Here is a 12,904-nt window from a genome sequence, read left to right on the forward strand (position 1 = left end):
TCTCCCACAAGGGGAGAAGAAAGTAAGAACTCAATAATGCGGCGGGGGTTCGTTGCTGATGCCGCCGGAGTTGCTCTCGGCTTCTTGCAGCCGCTCGCCGAGGGTGGCGACCTGGCGCGTCAGGCGGTCGATCTGCTGCCATTGTGCGGTGATGGTGGCGTTCAGCGTCTCGATGGTCTCGTCCTGATAGGTCAGGCGGGTTTCCAGCGCGTCGATGCGCTCGCTGAGGGATTTGATGTCAGTCATCGCCGGCCGGTGCTTTCTGCGCTTCGAAATCCTCGGAGTTGATCGCAAGTGCGGGATCGACGGCAGCGCTCTCGACCAGCCCGTGGCCGAGCGCGATGCGGCCGTCGAACACGAAACACTCGCCGCGCCAGCGGCTGTCGGCTTCCGGAATCTCTTCGAGATATTTCAATATGCCGCCCTTGAGATGAAACACATCGGCGAAGCCGCGCGACAAAAGGTACGAGCTCGCCTTCTCGCAGCGGATGCCGCCGGTGCAGAACATCGCGATCTTCCTGTGCCTGGCCGGATCGAGCTCGCGCGCGACATAGTCCTTGAACTGGCCGAACGAGCGCAGTCCGGGATCGACCGCGCCTTCGAACGTGCCCATCGCCACTTCGAAGCCATTGCGGGTGTCGATGACCAGCGTATCGTCGCGATCGATCAGCGCGTTCCAGTCGGCGGGGTCGACATAGATGCCGACCTGGCTGTTCGGATCGGTGGCGGGATCGCCGAGCGTGACGATCTCCTTCTTCAAGCGAATTTTCAGATGCAGGAACGGCATCTCGGACGCGGTCGAGCATTTCAGCTCGAGATGATCGAGCCTGCCGCCGAACATCGCGCCGTGCTGCAGCTCGTCCATCAGCGCGTCGATCGCCGCATCGGTGCCGGCCAGCGTGCCGTTGATGCCTTCCTGGGCCAGCAGCACGCTGCCTTTCAGCTCCAGCGCGGCGCAGCGGGCGCGCAACGGCTCGCGCAGATCGGCGAAATCCGGCAGCGCGGCAAACTGGTAAAAGGCGGCGACCTTGAGCGGCATGGCGGGTGTTTATCAGCCGCTGCCGCACGGGGAAAGACGCGAAACGCAAGAGGCGCGGCAACCCCACGTTGCCGCACTCTGGCGCAGCATTGAACTGTGGCGTGCAATATGCCAAGAAACCGCAGCCTTTTCCGGCCCCATATCACCTGACATCAGCGACAGAAGTGAGCACTTTGGCATGAGGAATTTCCATCTCGCCGGCCGTTCCACGGTTCATTCCCAGAACGGCATGGCAGCGACGTCGCATCCGCAGGCGACGCTGGCGGCGATCGAAGTGCTGAAGTCCGGCGGCAACGCCGTCGACGCGGCGGTGGCCGCCTGTGCGCTGCAGGGCGTGATCGAGCCGCAGTCGACCGGCATCGGCGGCGACTGCTTCGCGCTGATCCAGATGAAGGGCGAGGGCCGTGTCCACTCGTATAACGGCTCCGGCCGCGCGCCTGCCGCGGCGACGGTCGAGTGGTATCTCGAGAACAAGATGCACGCGATCCCGACCACCGGCCCGCATGCGGTAAGCATTCCCGGCTCGATCGACGCCTGGGCGACGATCCTGGAAGACCATGGCAAGCTCGGCCTCGACGCGCTGTTGCAGCCGGCGATCAAGGCGGCCGAAGAAGGCTATGTCGTCGCTCCCCGCGTCGCGTTCGACTGGAAGAACAATCTCGCCAAGCTGCGCGCCGGCATCAACGCGCCGCGCTATCTCCTGAAGAACAACGAGGCCCCGGTCGCCGGCGACGTCATGCACCAGCCGGAGCTCGGCAAGACGCTGCGCACCATCGCCAAGGAAGGCCGCGACGGCTTCTACAAGGGCTATGTCGCTGAGGACATGGTGGCGACCTTGCGCGCCCATGGCGGCCTGCACACGCTGGCGGATTTCGAGTCGCACGCGACCGAGCGCACCACGCCGCTGACCACGTCCTACAAGGGCCACGAGGTCTACCAGTGCCCGCCGAACGGCCCGGGCATTACCATGCTGGTGATGCTCAACATCCTCAGCCATTTCGACCTGACGAAATATCCGCCGATGAGCGTCGAGCGTTTTCATCTCGAGGCCGAGGCCGCGCGCATCGCGTACCTGATGCGCGAGCAGGACATCGGCGATCCCGCTTATGTCGGCGTCGATGTCGAGCGCATCCTGTCGAAGCAGTTCGCCGCCGACTGGGCCGCCAAAATCCGCATGGACGCGCTGGTCGAACTGCCGGACGTGCGGCCGCCGATCAATCCCGAGACGGTCTACATCACCGTCGTCGACCGCGACCGCAATGTCTGCTCGTTCATCAATTCGGTGGCGCATTCGTTCGGTTCGGCGCTGGTGTCGGACAAGACCGGCGTGGTGATGCAGAACCGCGCCGCCGGCTTCCGCGTGCAAAAGGGTCACCCGAACTGCATCGCGCCGGGCAAGCGCCCGCTGCACACCATCATCCCCTCGATGACCACGCAGAACGGCCGCGCCAAGATTTCGTTCGCCGTGATGGGCGGGCAGTACCAGCCGGTCGGCCAGACCCGCGTGCTGACCAACATGCTGGATTACGGCATGGACGTGCAGGAGGCGATCGACGAACCGCGCGCGCTGCATTTCGAGGGCATCTACCAGCTCGAGAACGGCGTGCCGGCGGATATCGCCGACGGGCTGCAGAAGATCGGTCATGTCGTCGGCCGCCCGGTCTCGCCGTGGGGCGGCGCCCAGGCGATCGTGATCGACTGGGAAAAAGGCACGCTGACCGGCGGCTCCGAGCCGCGCAAGGATGGCTGCGCACTGGGGTATTGATGACGCATCCGTAGCCCGGATGGAGCGAAGCGAAATCCGGGGCCGGCGCATCCATGTTCGCCTCTTTCCCGGATTGCGTCGACACGCTGCGCGCGCCGACTTCATCCGGGCTACGCGGTACCCAAACGCAAAAAACCGACCCTCACGGGCCGGTTTTTCGTCAGCGTCGCCTCAACCGCGCGAGGGAGTTAAAACCCTGCTCGGTCAAAATTCGCTCAGAGCTTGTCGGCCGCGTCCTTGACGGCTTCCTTGGCGTTACCGACGCCCTTCTGGATGTCGCCCTTGGCTTCCTGAGCCAGGCCTTCGCCCTTCAATTTGTCCGAGCCGGTCATTTCGCCAATGCCCTGCTTTGCCTTGCCAATGGCTTCGTTGGCGGTACCCTTGATCTTGTCTGTGGTGGCGCTCATGGGATACTCCTGCGGATGATGACGCTTTCGGTTTTGATCGCGTCCGGTTGAACTTCGCTGGGACAACGGCGCGGCCAATCGAATGTTCCTCACTCTCCAGGACGTGATGCCGCAGTCGCTGCCGCATTTCCGTCATGGACCTGAAGAAAGCACCGCGATGTCCGGACACGACCACGACCATCCGCACCACGATCATTCCCACGATCATAGCCATGCGCCGGCGAATGCCGACAAATGGAAGCATGACGGCGTGCGCGTGATCCCGGGCGACCAGCTCGACCCCAACGTGCCCTCGACCGCCGGCATGGACCGCAAGGCCGCGATCAATTTCGCGCGCGTCGGCGCGCAGAAGCTGTGGGCCGGCACGGTCACCATCAAGCCGGACGCCAAGACCGGCGCGCATCATCACGGCCATCTCGAAAGCATCATCTATGTCGTGAAGGGCAAGGCGCGGATGCGCTGGGGCGACGCGCTGCAGTTCACCGCAGAAGCGGGGCCCGGCGACTTCATCTTCATCCCGCCTTACGTGCCGCACCAGGAAATCAACGCCAGCCCGGACGAAGCGCTGGAATGCGTGCTGGTGCGCAGCGACGGCCAGGCGGTGGCGATCAACCTCGACATTGCGCCGGCGGAAAAGCCGGAGACGGTGTTGTGGGTCGACCCGACCCATCCCGACGGCGCGGTGACGAAGTAGCCTTATCGCGGGCTGATCAGGCCGCCAGCCCCGCCTCACGGGGCTGGTCCTGCGAGGCCATGCAATCGACCGGCGCGAGACGGCGGGCCAGGCCGCGCCAGCGGATCGCCATGCCGCCCTTTGGCGGCGACTCGTCGCCGTCGAGGCGGCGCAGCGCGGCCAGGATGATGGCAACCGGCACGGCGCGGTCGGCGCCGGGGATCTGCCGCAACCAGGGCTGCGATTCCACGACATTGGCGTCCGACGCCCAGGATGACAGGATCACCCGCTTTTCCGCGTCCGACAGCGTCGGGTCACGCAACACGTCGTCGGGGGTCTGGTAGGCTGAAGCCGGATGGAGAAAGGCGTGAAAGTCGGTAGGGGTAAACGTCGTCAGGTTCATGTGGCTCTCCCGAATGCTCCTTTCAGAACGGGCGAGCAAAAAAATGCAAAAGCCGGCGCCCGGTTTCAAGATCGCCGACGACATTTTTTGCAGGAATGATCTCCGTGGGTATCCGGTGCCGCAGGCCCTGCGAAGGTCAGGCTTCTGCGATCGGCGCCGCGGGCGGCACCATGCGCCGGCTGAACAGGATGCGCTGGTATAGCCAGCCGATCGCCACCAGCACCAGGCCGAGGCACATGAAGGACAGCGCGCGGTACACGCCGGTCAGCACCGACATGTCGACCAGGAACGCCTTCACGATGGTGAGCGCGATGACGATGGCGGAGGCCAGCCGTGCGCGCTGCGAATTGAACATCACGCCGACGCCCAAAAGCACCACGCCGAAGGCGAGCCACGCCAGTGAATAGGTGTATTGCTCCGCATCCGAGGTGATGCCGCGGCTCAGCACCGGGCCGTGATAGAAGCGCCGCACCTGCAGCGACACATAGGCCAGCGCCAGTACCAGCGCGAAACCGGCGATGGTGTTGGCCCATTTCGCCACGCGCCGTCCGGCGACCGCATAGGACAGCAGCAGCGCCAGCACCGCGGGGATCGCGTAGCCGAGCAGCAGCTCGTTGAAGACGAGACCACCGACGTCGTGCGTCCGTAGCATCGGGTTTTCCCACAGCAGCAGGCCGCCGACCGTGGCGGCGCCGGCAAAGAGCGTCAGCAGCAAAGCGCTGACATTGTGCACGATGCTGCCGGTGCGAATGCGCAGCCGCTCCAGCCCGATCGCCATCGCCAGCGCGACGCAGACCTGCAGGCCGACTTCGACGAGGCCCGCGGTGTCGCGGTAGATGTCGCCGCCATGGATGAAGTGGCGGATCTGCAGGAACGCCAGCAGCACCGTGAACAGGATCGCGGCGGATTCCACCATCCGCAGCGGCGCGTCGTCGCCACGCCGGCGCAAGAGAATGCTGGCGCCCCAGAACGACAGCGCGGGCACGCCGTAGCCCCACAGCAGCCAGTTGAAGATCGGCGTGGTGCCCACGAGGTCGCCGACCACGCGCGGCTCCCACGCCATCCGCGCCACCAGGGTGGCGGCGAGGATCGCGGCCAGCCAGCGCAGGAACGGGATCGGCCGTTGCATCGAGATCCACGCGGTGCCCCAGGCCATCAGCGACAGCGCGATGGTCAGCCAGCCCTTCTCCAGCGCGAAGGTCAGCGCCAGCGCCAGCGCGCCGAGCGTGCCGGTGGCGAACAGCGCCGTGGCGATCGCGAGGCCGGGACGGGTTTGGCGCTTGCTCAGCATTTCGGTGGCGGCGGCAAAGGCTGCCGCGATCAGCACCGCGAGGATCGCGAACGGAATCGAGCGATCGAGATGCGCGATCCGGGCATAGAGCGCGATCAGCAGCGCCAGCGGCACGAAGGTCGCCGCACCCGCCCAGATCACGGGAATGATCGCGGCTACCGAGCGGCCCTGCGCGAGGAAGCCGAGAAGGCCGAAGCCGGCGGCAAAGATCGCCGCACTCACCAGATGCAGCGTGACGGAGCCTTCGATCGGGCTCGCGCCGATGCCGGCGAGCGGGCCGCCAGGCAGCACCAGCATGTCGGGATTGCCGCTCACCGCCCATTCCAGAAACACCAAAGCGACGAAGCCCGCGGCCACGCCGACCGCGGCGGTCGCGGCCTGCGCATACCAGGCGACGAACAAAGTGCCCGCGACCAGCAGGCCGAACGTCGTCATCCCGATGTCCGAATGGAAGCTGCTGAGCGCGACCAGCATGCCGCCGAGCAGATAGGCCGACAGCGCGCCGGACGAGATCGGTTCGATCCGGCCTGCTTCCGCCGGCGGACCGTAGAGGAAGCCGCATACCACCAGCAGCGACGCCAGCAGGAAGCCGGCGAGCACGTGGAAGGAATTCGGGCCGACATGTTTCAGGCCTTCGTCGAGGCCGGGCAGCGTCCACAGGATCGCGAACACGATGGTGGTGAGCGCGAGCCAGCGCCACAGCCGGATCCGCGCCAGCCCGAAGGCTGCACCGGTGACAACCGCGAGGTAGAGATACAGCGCCCAGAAATCCGGTCTGTCGGACGACACCAGCACCGGCGTGACAAAGGCAGCGGCAACACCGAGGCCGGCCAGCGCCGGGCCATGCAATAGCGCGGCGGCCATCGTCGCCATCGCCACGATGCCCAGCAGGATGAAGGCGGTCGCGGGCACCAGGAAGTCATACAGCGCATAGGCGGCATAGACGGTGGCGAAGGCCGTCGCGGTGCCGGCGGCGGTGAGGATCGCCGGGATGTTGGCGATCGGCAGCGGCGCGATGGTGGACAGGCTTTCGTTGCGGCGGCTCCATTCGCCGGCCAGAAGCAGCGCCAGCGCGAACAGCCCGCCCAGCAGCACGCGCACGCCGGGGCCGAGCAGCCCGGCCTCGATCGAATAGCGCACCATGAAGAAGCCGCCGAGCGCCAGCGTCAGCCCGCCGACCCACACCACCCAGCGCGTGCCGATCCGCTCCTCGAAGCCGGGACCGGCGGGCGCCGTCGTCGCTGCTGCGGGCATAGAGGTTGTAGTGGGCTTTGCTGCCGATGCCTGCGGTGCGTCGGGCTGAAGGGTGGGCGCACTGTCGGCCACGCGCGAGGCCGCTGGTACCGCCGCAACTTCCGGCGCATCCGTCGTGCGGGGCGTCGCAGGCGCGGCACTGATCGGCGCGGCAGCGGCCGCCGCCTCGAACGCATTCAGCCGCGCGTTCAGCACCCGCACTTCGTTCCGCGCCTTGCGCGCGAACAGGAACGCGACGATGGCGATCAGCGTGGTGATAAAACCGAAGTCGTCGAACATCGCAGCAGCTCTCGCTCTTTCTTCCCTCTCCCCTTGTGGGAGAGGGTGGCTTCGCGAAGCGAAGACGGGTGAGGGGGACGGCCCGTCGATCGCGCGCTGCCCCCTCATCCGACGCGGACTTCGTCCGCGCCACCCTCTCCCACAAGGGGAGAGGGGAAGGAAGAAACGCAGATCGCACATCTATGTGCTCGCATCGCCGATATTAGTTCAACCGCCTCGATCTACTCCAGATCCAGGCGGAACGGTCGTCCCACCACCGTCATGCTGCCGGGACCCATCTCGTCGAGCGCGCGGACCATGCGGCCGTCGCGGCCGAGCGCCTGGTCGGCGAGCGTCACCAGCAGCCGGTTCGGCTGCGCGATCGGCGAGGCCGCACGAATTTTTTGCGCGATGTCGCGCTCGTCGCGGCCCGGATTGAGCAGGCAGGCCGCGGCGAAGGCGCTGGCGGTGGAGCGGCTGATGCCGGCATAGCAATGCACCACCAGCGGCGCGTTGCGGTCCCAGCCGCGGATGAAGTCGAGCACCTGCGCGATGTGGGTTTCGTTCGGCGCGACGAAGCCTTCGGTGGGCTCCAGGATGTCATCCATCTGCACCCGCAGATGGTTGGCCTCGATGACGGATTCCGGTCGCACGACCTGCGCGACATTGGCCATCACCGTCAGCACATGGCTGGCGCCGGTGTCCTTCACGGTGGCATGCAGATCGGCGAGCGAGCAGACGTGGATCATGGAAATTCCCTGGTTGCAGCGATTATAGGCATGCGGGGATCGCGACGGAAGCGTGGCCTTCGTAGCCCGGATGACAATCCGGGGCCGGCCCAGCCCCACGAACCCTTTCCCCGGATTTCGTCGTCACGCGCTTCGCCCGCGCCGACTTCATCCGGGCTACATCGAGACCGCCTCGAATCGCGCCAGAAACCGCTTCTCCGCCTTGCCGGCCGTCCACGGCGTCAGAAAATCGGCCTCGGCCTCTTCGCTCAGGCCGGGGTCCTTGCCGAACAATCGCTTCGCTTCGGCTTCCTTGAAGCCGGCCAGCCGCGTTGCTTCGAGATAGGCCGCGCCCCTATCGGCGGCCTTGATCTGTTTGGTGATCGTCTCCGCCAGCACCGGCGGCAGGCCGAAGCGGGTGTGGATGGCGGCGAGCAGGCGGTGCTCGACCACCTTGTAGGCGCCGCCGATCACCGCCTTGAACGGCGAGATCATGTCGCCGATCACATATTCCGGCGCGTCGTGCAGCAAGGCCGCCAGCCGCACGCGATCGTCCGCGCGCGGCACCTGAAGCCGCAGCACGGCCTCGACCAGCAGCGTGTGCTGCGCCACCGAAAAGATGTTCGGCCCATGGGTCTGTCCGTTCCAGCGCGCGACGCGCGCCAGCCCATGCGCGATGTCGGCTACCTCGACGTCGAGCGGCGAGGGATCGAGCAGATCGAGCCGTCGCCCCGACAGCATGCGCTGCCAGGCGCGGGTTTCGACGTCCGTAGAGAATTTCGATTTGGCCATTACTTCACTTTGAGGCGCGGTTCTTTTGGGGGCGTCGCTTTGAGTCTCGGCGCGCGCTGTTGGCCGATGCACAACTCATGGCAGAAGCACGACGCCAGATGGTCGTTGACCAGGCCGGTCGCTTCCATGAAGGCATAGACGATGGTCGGGCCGACGAATTTGAAGCCGCGCGCCTGCAGGTCCTTGGAAATCTTCACCGACAGCGGCGTCGAGGTCGGTACGTTGCCGTGGGTCTTGAATTTGTTGACGATCGGCCGGCCATCGACGAAGTCCCAGAGATACTTCGAAAAGCCGGCGCCTTCCTCCATGATCTTCAGATAGGATTTTGCGCTGTTGATGGCGCCCTCGATCTTGGCGCGGTTGCGCACGATGCCGGCGTCCTGCATCAGCGCATGCACTCTTTTCTCGTTGTAGCGCGCGATCTTCTCAGGCTGGAAATCGTCGAACGCGGCGCGAAAATTGTCGCGCTTGCGCAGGATGGTGATCCACGAAAGCCCCGCCTGGAAACCGTCGAGAATCAGCTTTTCGTACAGCGCGCGGTCGTCATATTCCGGCACGCCCCATTCGGTGTCGTGATAGGCGACGTAGAACGGATCCTCGCCCGGCCACGGACAGCGCTTCTTGCCGTCGGCATGCAGGCGCGCCGGCTTGCTCATGCAATCGTCTTCTTCGGCGCCAGCGCGCGAACGGCGTCGGGATCGGCAAAATGGATCGGCACGCCACCGGCGAGGAATGCTGCATCCGCATCCAGCGCATCGCTGGCGCGGTCGGTGCGGATCAAGGCCAGGCCACGGCCGTCGGCCGACGAACCCATGGTGCCGATCGGCTTGTCGGCGGCGCGGATCTCCGCGCCCGCTGCGGGCGCGTCGCCGTCCAGCACCACGCCGACGATGCGCGTGCGCGCCGTACCGCGGTGCTGCATGCGCGACACCACTTCCTGGCCGACATAGCACCCCTTGTCGAAATCGACGCCATGGAGCCGGTCCATATTGCTCTCATGCGGAAACGCGTCGCCATAGGCGAAGTCGACGCCGCCGCGCGGCACGCCTGTCGCGATGCGATGCGCCTCATAGGCGGCTTCGTCGACAAGGTCGGCGCCGATCACCGTAGCGGTCTTGGCGGCAAGTTCGGCGGGGATCAGAATGCGGTAACCGAGCGCGGCGTTGCGCGGATCTGGATAGGTCAGGTCCGGCTTCATCGCGGGCTCGCCGTCCCATACCGCGAGCACGCCGAGCGCATCGCTGAGATTGTCGACCGTGACCTTGGCGCGCAGTTTGTAGAAGCCGAGCTTGGTCGCGAGCGGTGCGGCCAGTTCACGCGGCAGTTCGATCAAGAGCCCGCCGCCATGGCCGGCGGAGGCTTCGGTGACCAGGAAGTCGGTGATGATCTTGCCCTGCGGCGTCAGCAACGCGCCGAATCGCGCGATGCCGGGGGCGACGACCTCGATCTCCGACGTGACGAGATTGTTGAGAAAGCCGCGCACATCCATGCCGGACAGTTTGATCACGCCGCGGTCGGTGAGAAACGCTGCCTTCATGGGAATACTCAAAGCTCGGGTGGCCGTGCGGGGCTGAATACCAAAGCTATGCCGCGAGGCGGCCGGTCACAAGGGCTGGAGAAGCGCACCGGCCTATCCCCGTCATCGCGAGGTCAAGGAAAGCCGTTGGCTTTCCCCTTAGCGAAGCGACGCGGCAATCCAGATGGCCGCAAACTCGGCAAGAACTGGATTGCTTCGTCGCAAGAGCTCCTCGCAATGACGGCTGAAAGGCCGGAGCCCAAAAAGCCGAGCGAACCGCCTACTGCCTCGCCAGCGCCAGCGAAAATTCGCCGTTGCGGACGCGGCCGGGCAGGCCTTCGACGAACTTTGCCACGGCGTCTTCGCCATAGGTGCCGACCAGTTCGGCAAAGGCGGCGAACAGGCTGGCCTGCGCCAGGCAATCGCCATCGACGCCGTCGTGCCGCGCTTCCGCCCAGGCCTCGTTGAGATAGCCCAGCGCCGCCTGCTTCTGATCCTGGTCTGACAGGGTATCGTGCGCGGTATCGTAGGCGGCAGACTGGCTCATGAAATTCCCCAACAATTTCTTCGACGACGCCCCGAATCGGAGCGCGTTCCTTCAAATCGAATCAAGATTTAGCACGCGGGAATGGCCCCGCAGGGCCGATCTCCGGCACATCTTTAAAAAGGGTTAACGGCGAACATGGGCGGTGTAGAAAGCTTCGGGGGAACGGCACTTTAGCGCTGATTTACCCGGTGGCATCCGTTCCCCGGACGCGGTGCACTGCGCCGCCATCTGCGGAGCGGCACTTCGTGCCGCACCGCGTCCGGGAAACGACCTCATTTCTATCGATTCGATTGGAGATCGAAACGGCTGCCGCTACGGCGTCAGCGGGCGGCCGTCGAGCCATTTGGCGTAGATCACGCGCTTCTGCTCACCAAAGCCCAGCGATTCATAAAACGCCTGTACCTGCGTGTTATCCGCACGCACCATCAGCTGCAACTTCTCTACGCCACGCTGGCGCAGCCAGTCTTCCGCAGCCTGCATCGTCGCGCGGCCGTAGCCCTTGTGGCGATGATCCGGGTCGGTAGCGACGTAGTACACCCAGCCGCGATGGCCGTCATGGCCGACCATCACCGAGGCCATGACGGCGCTGCCGTCACGCCCGATCAGAATGGTGGAATTGTCGCTTTCGCGCGCGAAGGCGATGTCGCGGGTGGGGTCGTTCCACGGCCGTGTCGAGCCGCTGCGCTGCCACAGCGAAATCACGTCGGCAATGTCAGCGTCGGTAATCTCGGCGATGGCGAGACCGGTATCGTCTCTCATGGCGTAACCGGCAACAGCACCTTGCCGGGATTCATGATGTTCAGCGGATCCAGCATCGCTTTCAGCGAGCGCATCAGTTCGATCGCGACGGGGTCCTTCACCGACGGCAGGTCGGCGGCCTTGAGCTGGCCGATGCCGTGCTCGGCGGAGATCGAGCCGCCCATCCGCAGAACCACCTCGAACACCACCGCGTTGACATCGTGCCAGCGCGCCAGGAATTGCGCGGGGTCGGCGCCGACCGGCTGGGTGATGTTGTAGTGAATGTTGCCGTCGCCGAGATGGCCGAACGGCACCGGCCGCGCGCCGGGCATCAGTTTGAGCACCGCCGCATTGGCTTCGGCGATGAAAGCGGGCACCGCGGCGACCGGCACCGAGACGTCGTGCTTGATCGAGCCGCCTTCCGGCTTCTGCGCCGGCGAAATGTCCTCGCGCAGTTTCCAGAACGCCATGCGCTGCGCCAGATTAGCGGCGATCACGGCGTCGTCGACGATGCCGTCCTCCATGCCGCGCTCAAGAATCTTCTCCAGCGTGCCCTGGCTCTCGTCGCGCGACGACGACAATTCCATCAGCACGTACCAGTCGTGCTTGCTGGAAAGGGGATCGCGGATGCCGACGCCGTGGCGGACCGAGAAATCCACCGCGATCGCGGCGATCAATTCAAAGCTGGTGAGTTGGCCCGCGGCCTCGCCGCGCGCGATCTCCAGCAGCTTCAGCGCCGCCTCCGGCGATTGCAGCCCGACAAAGGCGGTCTCAATGCTGCGCGGCTTCGGAAACAGTTTCAGCGTCGCGGCAGTGATGATGCCGAGCGTGCCTTCGGCGCCGATGAACAGGTTGCGCAGATCGTAGCCGGTATTGTCCTTCTTCAGCTTCGACAGGCCGTTGAGGATGCGGCCATCGGCCAGCACCACTTCGAGGCCGAGCGCCATCTCGCGCGCCACGCCGTAGGCGAGAGCCGCGGTGCCGCCGGCATTGCTGGAGAGGTTGCCGCCGATCGTGCAGCTGCCCTCGGCGCCGAGCGACAGCGGAAACAGCCGGTCGGCCTCCGATGCCCGCGCCTGCGCGTTCTGCAGGATCATGCCGGCATCGACCGTCATGGTGTTCGACGAGGTGTCGAGGTCGCGCAATTTGTCCATCCGGCGCAGCGACATCACGACCTCGCCGCCATAGGGCGTCTGGCCGCCGACCAGGCCGGTATTGCCGCCCTGCGGCACCAAAGCGGTACGCGTCTCGGTGGCGAGCTTGCAGATCGCGGCGACCTCCGCCGTCGAGCCCGGCCGCAGCACCAGCGGCGAGGTGCCGCGGAACAGGTTGCGGTCCTCGGTGACGTAGGGATGCACGTCGGCCTCGGCCGTAATGGCGTATTTGTCGCCGACGATCGCCGCGAAGCGCGCGATGGTCTCGGGCGACAGCGTGGCCGGCGGCTTGTGAGCGATATTCATCGGGCTTCCCTGCGCTTGTCTTATTGCTCTTGC

Annotated in this window: 14 protein-coding genes; 2 read left to right on the top strand and 12 right to left on the bottom strand. The window is 65.6% G+C overall.

The features are described from left to right. Positions 1-30: 30 nt before the first annotated feature. Together FIU28_RS04505 and trhO are read right to left on the bottom strand one after the other, a co-directional pair. Positions 31-246, bottom strand: a complete 216-nt coding sequence (locus FIU28_RS04505; protein ID WP_143571867.1) for a SlyX family protein — start codon at positions 244-246, stop codon at positions 31-33. Next, positions 239-1,039: an oxygen-dependent tRNA uridine(34) hydroxylase TrhO gene (gene trhO, locus FIU28_RS04510; protein ID WP_143571868.1), complete on the bottom strand. Its 801-nt coding sequence runs from the start codon at positions 1,037-1,039 to the stop codon at positions 239-241. Before trhO ends, FIU28_RS04505 begins: the two co-directional genes overlap by 8 nt. 178 nt (positions 1,040-1,217) lie before the next feature. On the opposite strand from trhO, the gene ggt reads away from it, so the two are divergent. Continuing rightward, positions 1,218-2,804 carry a gamma-glutamyltransferase gene (gene ggt / locus FIU28_RS04515; RefSeq protein ID WP_143571869.1) on the top strand — a complete coding sequence of 529 codons (1,587 nt, stop codon included), beginning with the start codon at positions 1,218-1,220 and terminating at the stop codon, positions 2,802-2,804. A gap of 215 nt (positions 2,805-3,019) precedes the next feature. On the opposite strand, the gene FIU28_RS04520 is transcribed toward ggt, so the two are convergent. Next, positions 3,020-3,211, bottom strand: a complete 192-nt coding sequence (locus FIU28_RS04520) for a CsbD family protein (RefSeq protein WP_143571870.1) — start codon at positions 3,209-3,211, stop codon at positions 3,020-3,022. A 157-nt stretch (positions 3,212-3,368) separates the two neighbouring features. Here FIU28_RS04520 and FIU28_RS04525 point away from each other — a divergent pair, with 157 nt between their 5' ends. Next, positions 3,369-3,905, top strand: coding sequence for a cupin domain-containing protein (locus FIU28_RS04525; RefSeq protein WP_143576028.1), 537 nt, complete (start codon positions 3,369-3,371; stop codon positions 3,903-3,905). Between the two features lie 16 nt (positions 3,906-3,921). On the opposite strand, the gene FIU28_RS04530 is transcribed toward FIU28_RS04525, so the two are convergent. The 9 genes from FIU28_RS04530 to FIU28_RS04570 all read right to left on the bottom strand — a co-directional run bounded on the left by FIU28_RS04530 (position 3,922) and on the right by FIU28_RS04570 (position 12,871). Continuing rightward, positions 3,922-4,287: a hypothetical protein gene (locus FIU28_RS04530; protein WP_210245470.1), complete on the bottom strand. Its 366-nt coding sequence runs from the start codon at positions 4,285-4,287 to the stop codon at positions 3,922-3,924. A 136-nt stretch (positions 4,288-4,423) separates the two neighbouring features. Beyond that, the gene (locus FIU28_RS04535; protein WP_143571871.1) at positions 4,424-7,111 is read right to left on the bottom strand and encodes a DUF2339 domain-containing protein; all 2,688 of its coding nucleotides are present in this window, start codon (positions 7,109-7,111) and stop codon (positions 4,424-4,426) included. A 221-nt stretch (positions 7,112-7,332) separates the two neighbouring features. Beyond that, complete coding sequence (locus tag FIU28_RS04540) at positions 7,333-7,839, bottom strand: tyrosine phosphatase family protein (protein WP_143571872.1); 507 nt, start codon at positions 7,837-7,839, stop codon at positions 7,333-7,335. A gap of 156 nt (positions 7,840-7,995) precedes the next feature. Beyond that, a complete protein-coding gene (locus tag FIU28_RS04545; RefSeq protein WP_143571873.1) occupies positions 7,996-8,610 on the bottom strand; it encodes an HD family hydrolase in 615 nt (204 codons plus the stop codon). Next, positions 8,610-9,266 (bottom strand): DNA-3-methyladenine glycosylase I, encoded by a 657-nt coding sequence (locus FIU28_RS04550; protein WP_143571874.1) that lies wholly within the window; start codon positions 9,264-9,266, stop codon positions 8,610-8,612. The genes FIU28_RS04545 and FIU28_RS04550 overlap by 1 nt, the downstream gene beginning before the upstream one ends. After that, positions 9,263-10,147 carry a CAF17-like 4Fe-4S cluster assembly/insertion protein YgfZ gene (gene ygfZ / locus FIU28_RS04555; RefSeq protein ID WP_143571875.1) on the bottom strand — a complete coding sequence of 295 codons (885 nt, stop codon included), beginning with the start codon at positions 10,145-10,147 and terminating at the stop codon, positions 9,263-9,265. Before ygfZ ends, FIU28_RS04550 begins: the two co-directional genes overlap by 4 nt. A gap of 259 nt (positions 10,148-10,406) precedes the next feature. After that, a complete protein-coding gene (locus FIU28_RS04560; protein ID WP_143571876.1) occupies positions 10,407-10,673 on the bottom strand; it encodes a hypothetical protein in 267 nt (88 codons plus the stop codon). A 312-nt stretch (positions 10,674-10,985) separates the two neighbouring features. Beyond that, positions 10,986-11,432, bottom strand: a complete 447-nt coding sequence (locus FIU28_RS04565) for a GNAT family acetyltransferase (protein WP_143571877.1) — start codon at positions 11,430-11,432, stop codon at positions 10,986-10,988. Then, the gene (locus FIU28_RS04570; protein WP_143571878.1) at positions 11,429-12,871 is read right to left on the bottom strand and encodes an FAD-binding oxidoreductase; all 1,443 of its coding nucleotides are present in this window, start codon (positions 12,869-12,871) and stop codon (positions 11,429-11,431) included. The genes FIU28_RS04565 and FIU28_RS04570 overlap by 4 nt, the downstream gene beginning before the upstream one ends. Positions 12,872-12,904 lie beyond the last annotated feature (33 nt).

The sequence above is a fragment of the Tardiphaga sp. vice154 genome, assembly GCF_007018645.1.
Classification (GTDB): domain Bacteria; phylum Pseudomonadota; class Alphaproteobacteria; order Rhizobiales; family Xanthobacteraceae; genus Tardiphaga.

Bases quoted from the DNA above. Each gene is read 5' to 3' on its own strand.
- FIU28_RS04520 (WP_143571870.1), bottom strand. From the start codon at position 3,211: ATGAGCGCCACCACAGACAAGATCAAGGGTACCGCCAACGAAGCCATT.
- ggt (WP_143571869.1), top strand. From the start codon at position 1,218: ATGAGGAATTTCCATCTCGCCGGCCGTTCCACGGTTCATTCCCAGAAC.
- FIU28_RS04525 (WP_143576028.1), top strand. From the start codon at position 3,369: ATGTCCGGACACGACCACGACCATCCGCACCACGATCATTCCCACGAT.
- trhO (WP_143571868.1), bottom strand. From the start codon at position 1,039: ATGCCGCTCAAGGTCGCCGCCTTTTACCAGTTTGCCGCGCTGCCGGAT.
- FIU28_RS04570 (WP_143571878.1), bottom strand. From the start codon at position 12,871: ATGAATATCGCTCACAAGCCGCCGGCCACGCTGTCGCCCGAGACCATC.
- FIU28_RS04565 (WP_143571877.1), bottom strand. From the start codon at position 11,432: ATGAGAGACGATACCGGTCTCGCCATCGCCGAGATTACCGACGCTGAC.
- ygfZ (WP_143571875.1), bottom strand. From the start codon at position 10,147: ATGAAGGCAGCGTTTCTCACCGACCGCGGCGTGATCAAACTGTCCGGC.
- FIU28_RS04535 (WP_143571871.1), bottom strand. From the start codon at position 7,111: ATGTTCGACGACTTCGGTTTTATCACCACGCTGATCGCCATCGTCGCG.
- FIU28_RS04545 (WP_143571873.1), bottom strand. From the start codon at position 8,610: ATGGCCAAATCGAAATTCTCTACGGACGTCGAAACCCGCGCCTGGCAG.
- FIU28_RS04560 (WP_143571876.1), bottom strand. From the start codon at position 10,673: ATGAGCCAGTCTGCCGCCTACGATACCGCGCACGATACCCTGTCAGAC.
- FIU28_RS04550 (WP_143571874.1), bottom strand. From the start codon at position 9,266: ATGAGCAAGCCGGCGCGCCTGCATGCCGACGGCAAGAAGCGCTGTCCG.
- FIU28_RS04530 (WP_210245470.1), bottom strand. From the start codon at position 4,287: ATGAACCTGACGACGTTTACCCCTACCGACTTTCACGCCTTTCTCCAT.
- FIU28_RS04540 (WP_143571872.1), bottom strand. From the start codon at position 7,839: ATGATCCACGTCTGCTCGCTCGCCGATCTGCATGCCACCGTGAAGGAC.
- FIU28_RS04505 (WP_143571867.1), bottom strand. From the start codon at position 246: ATGACTGACATCAAATCCCTCAGCGAGCGCATCGACGCGCTGGAAACC.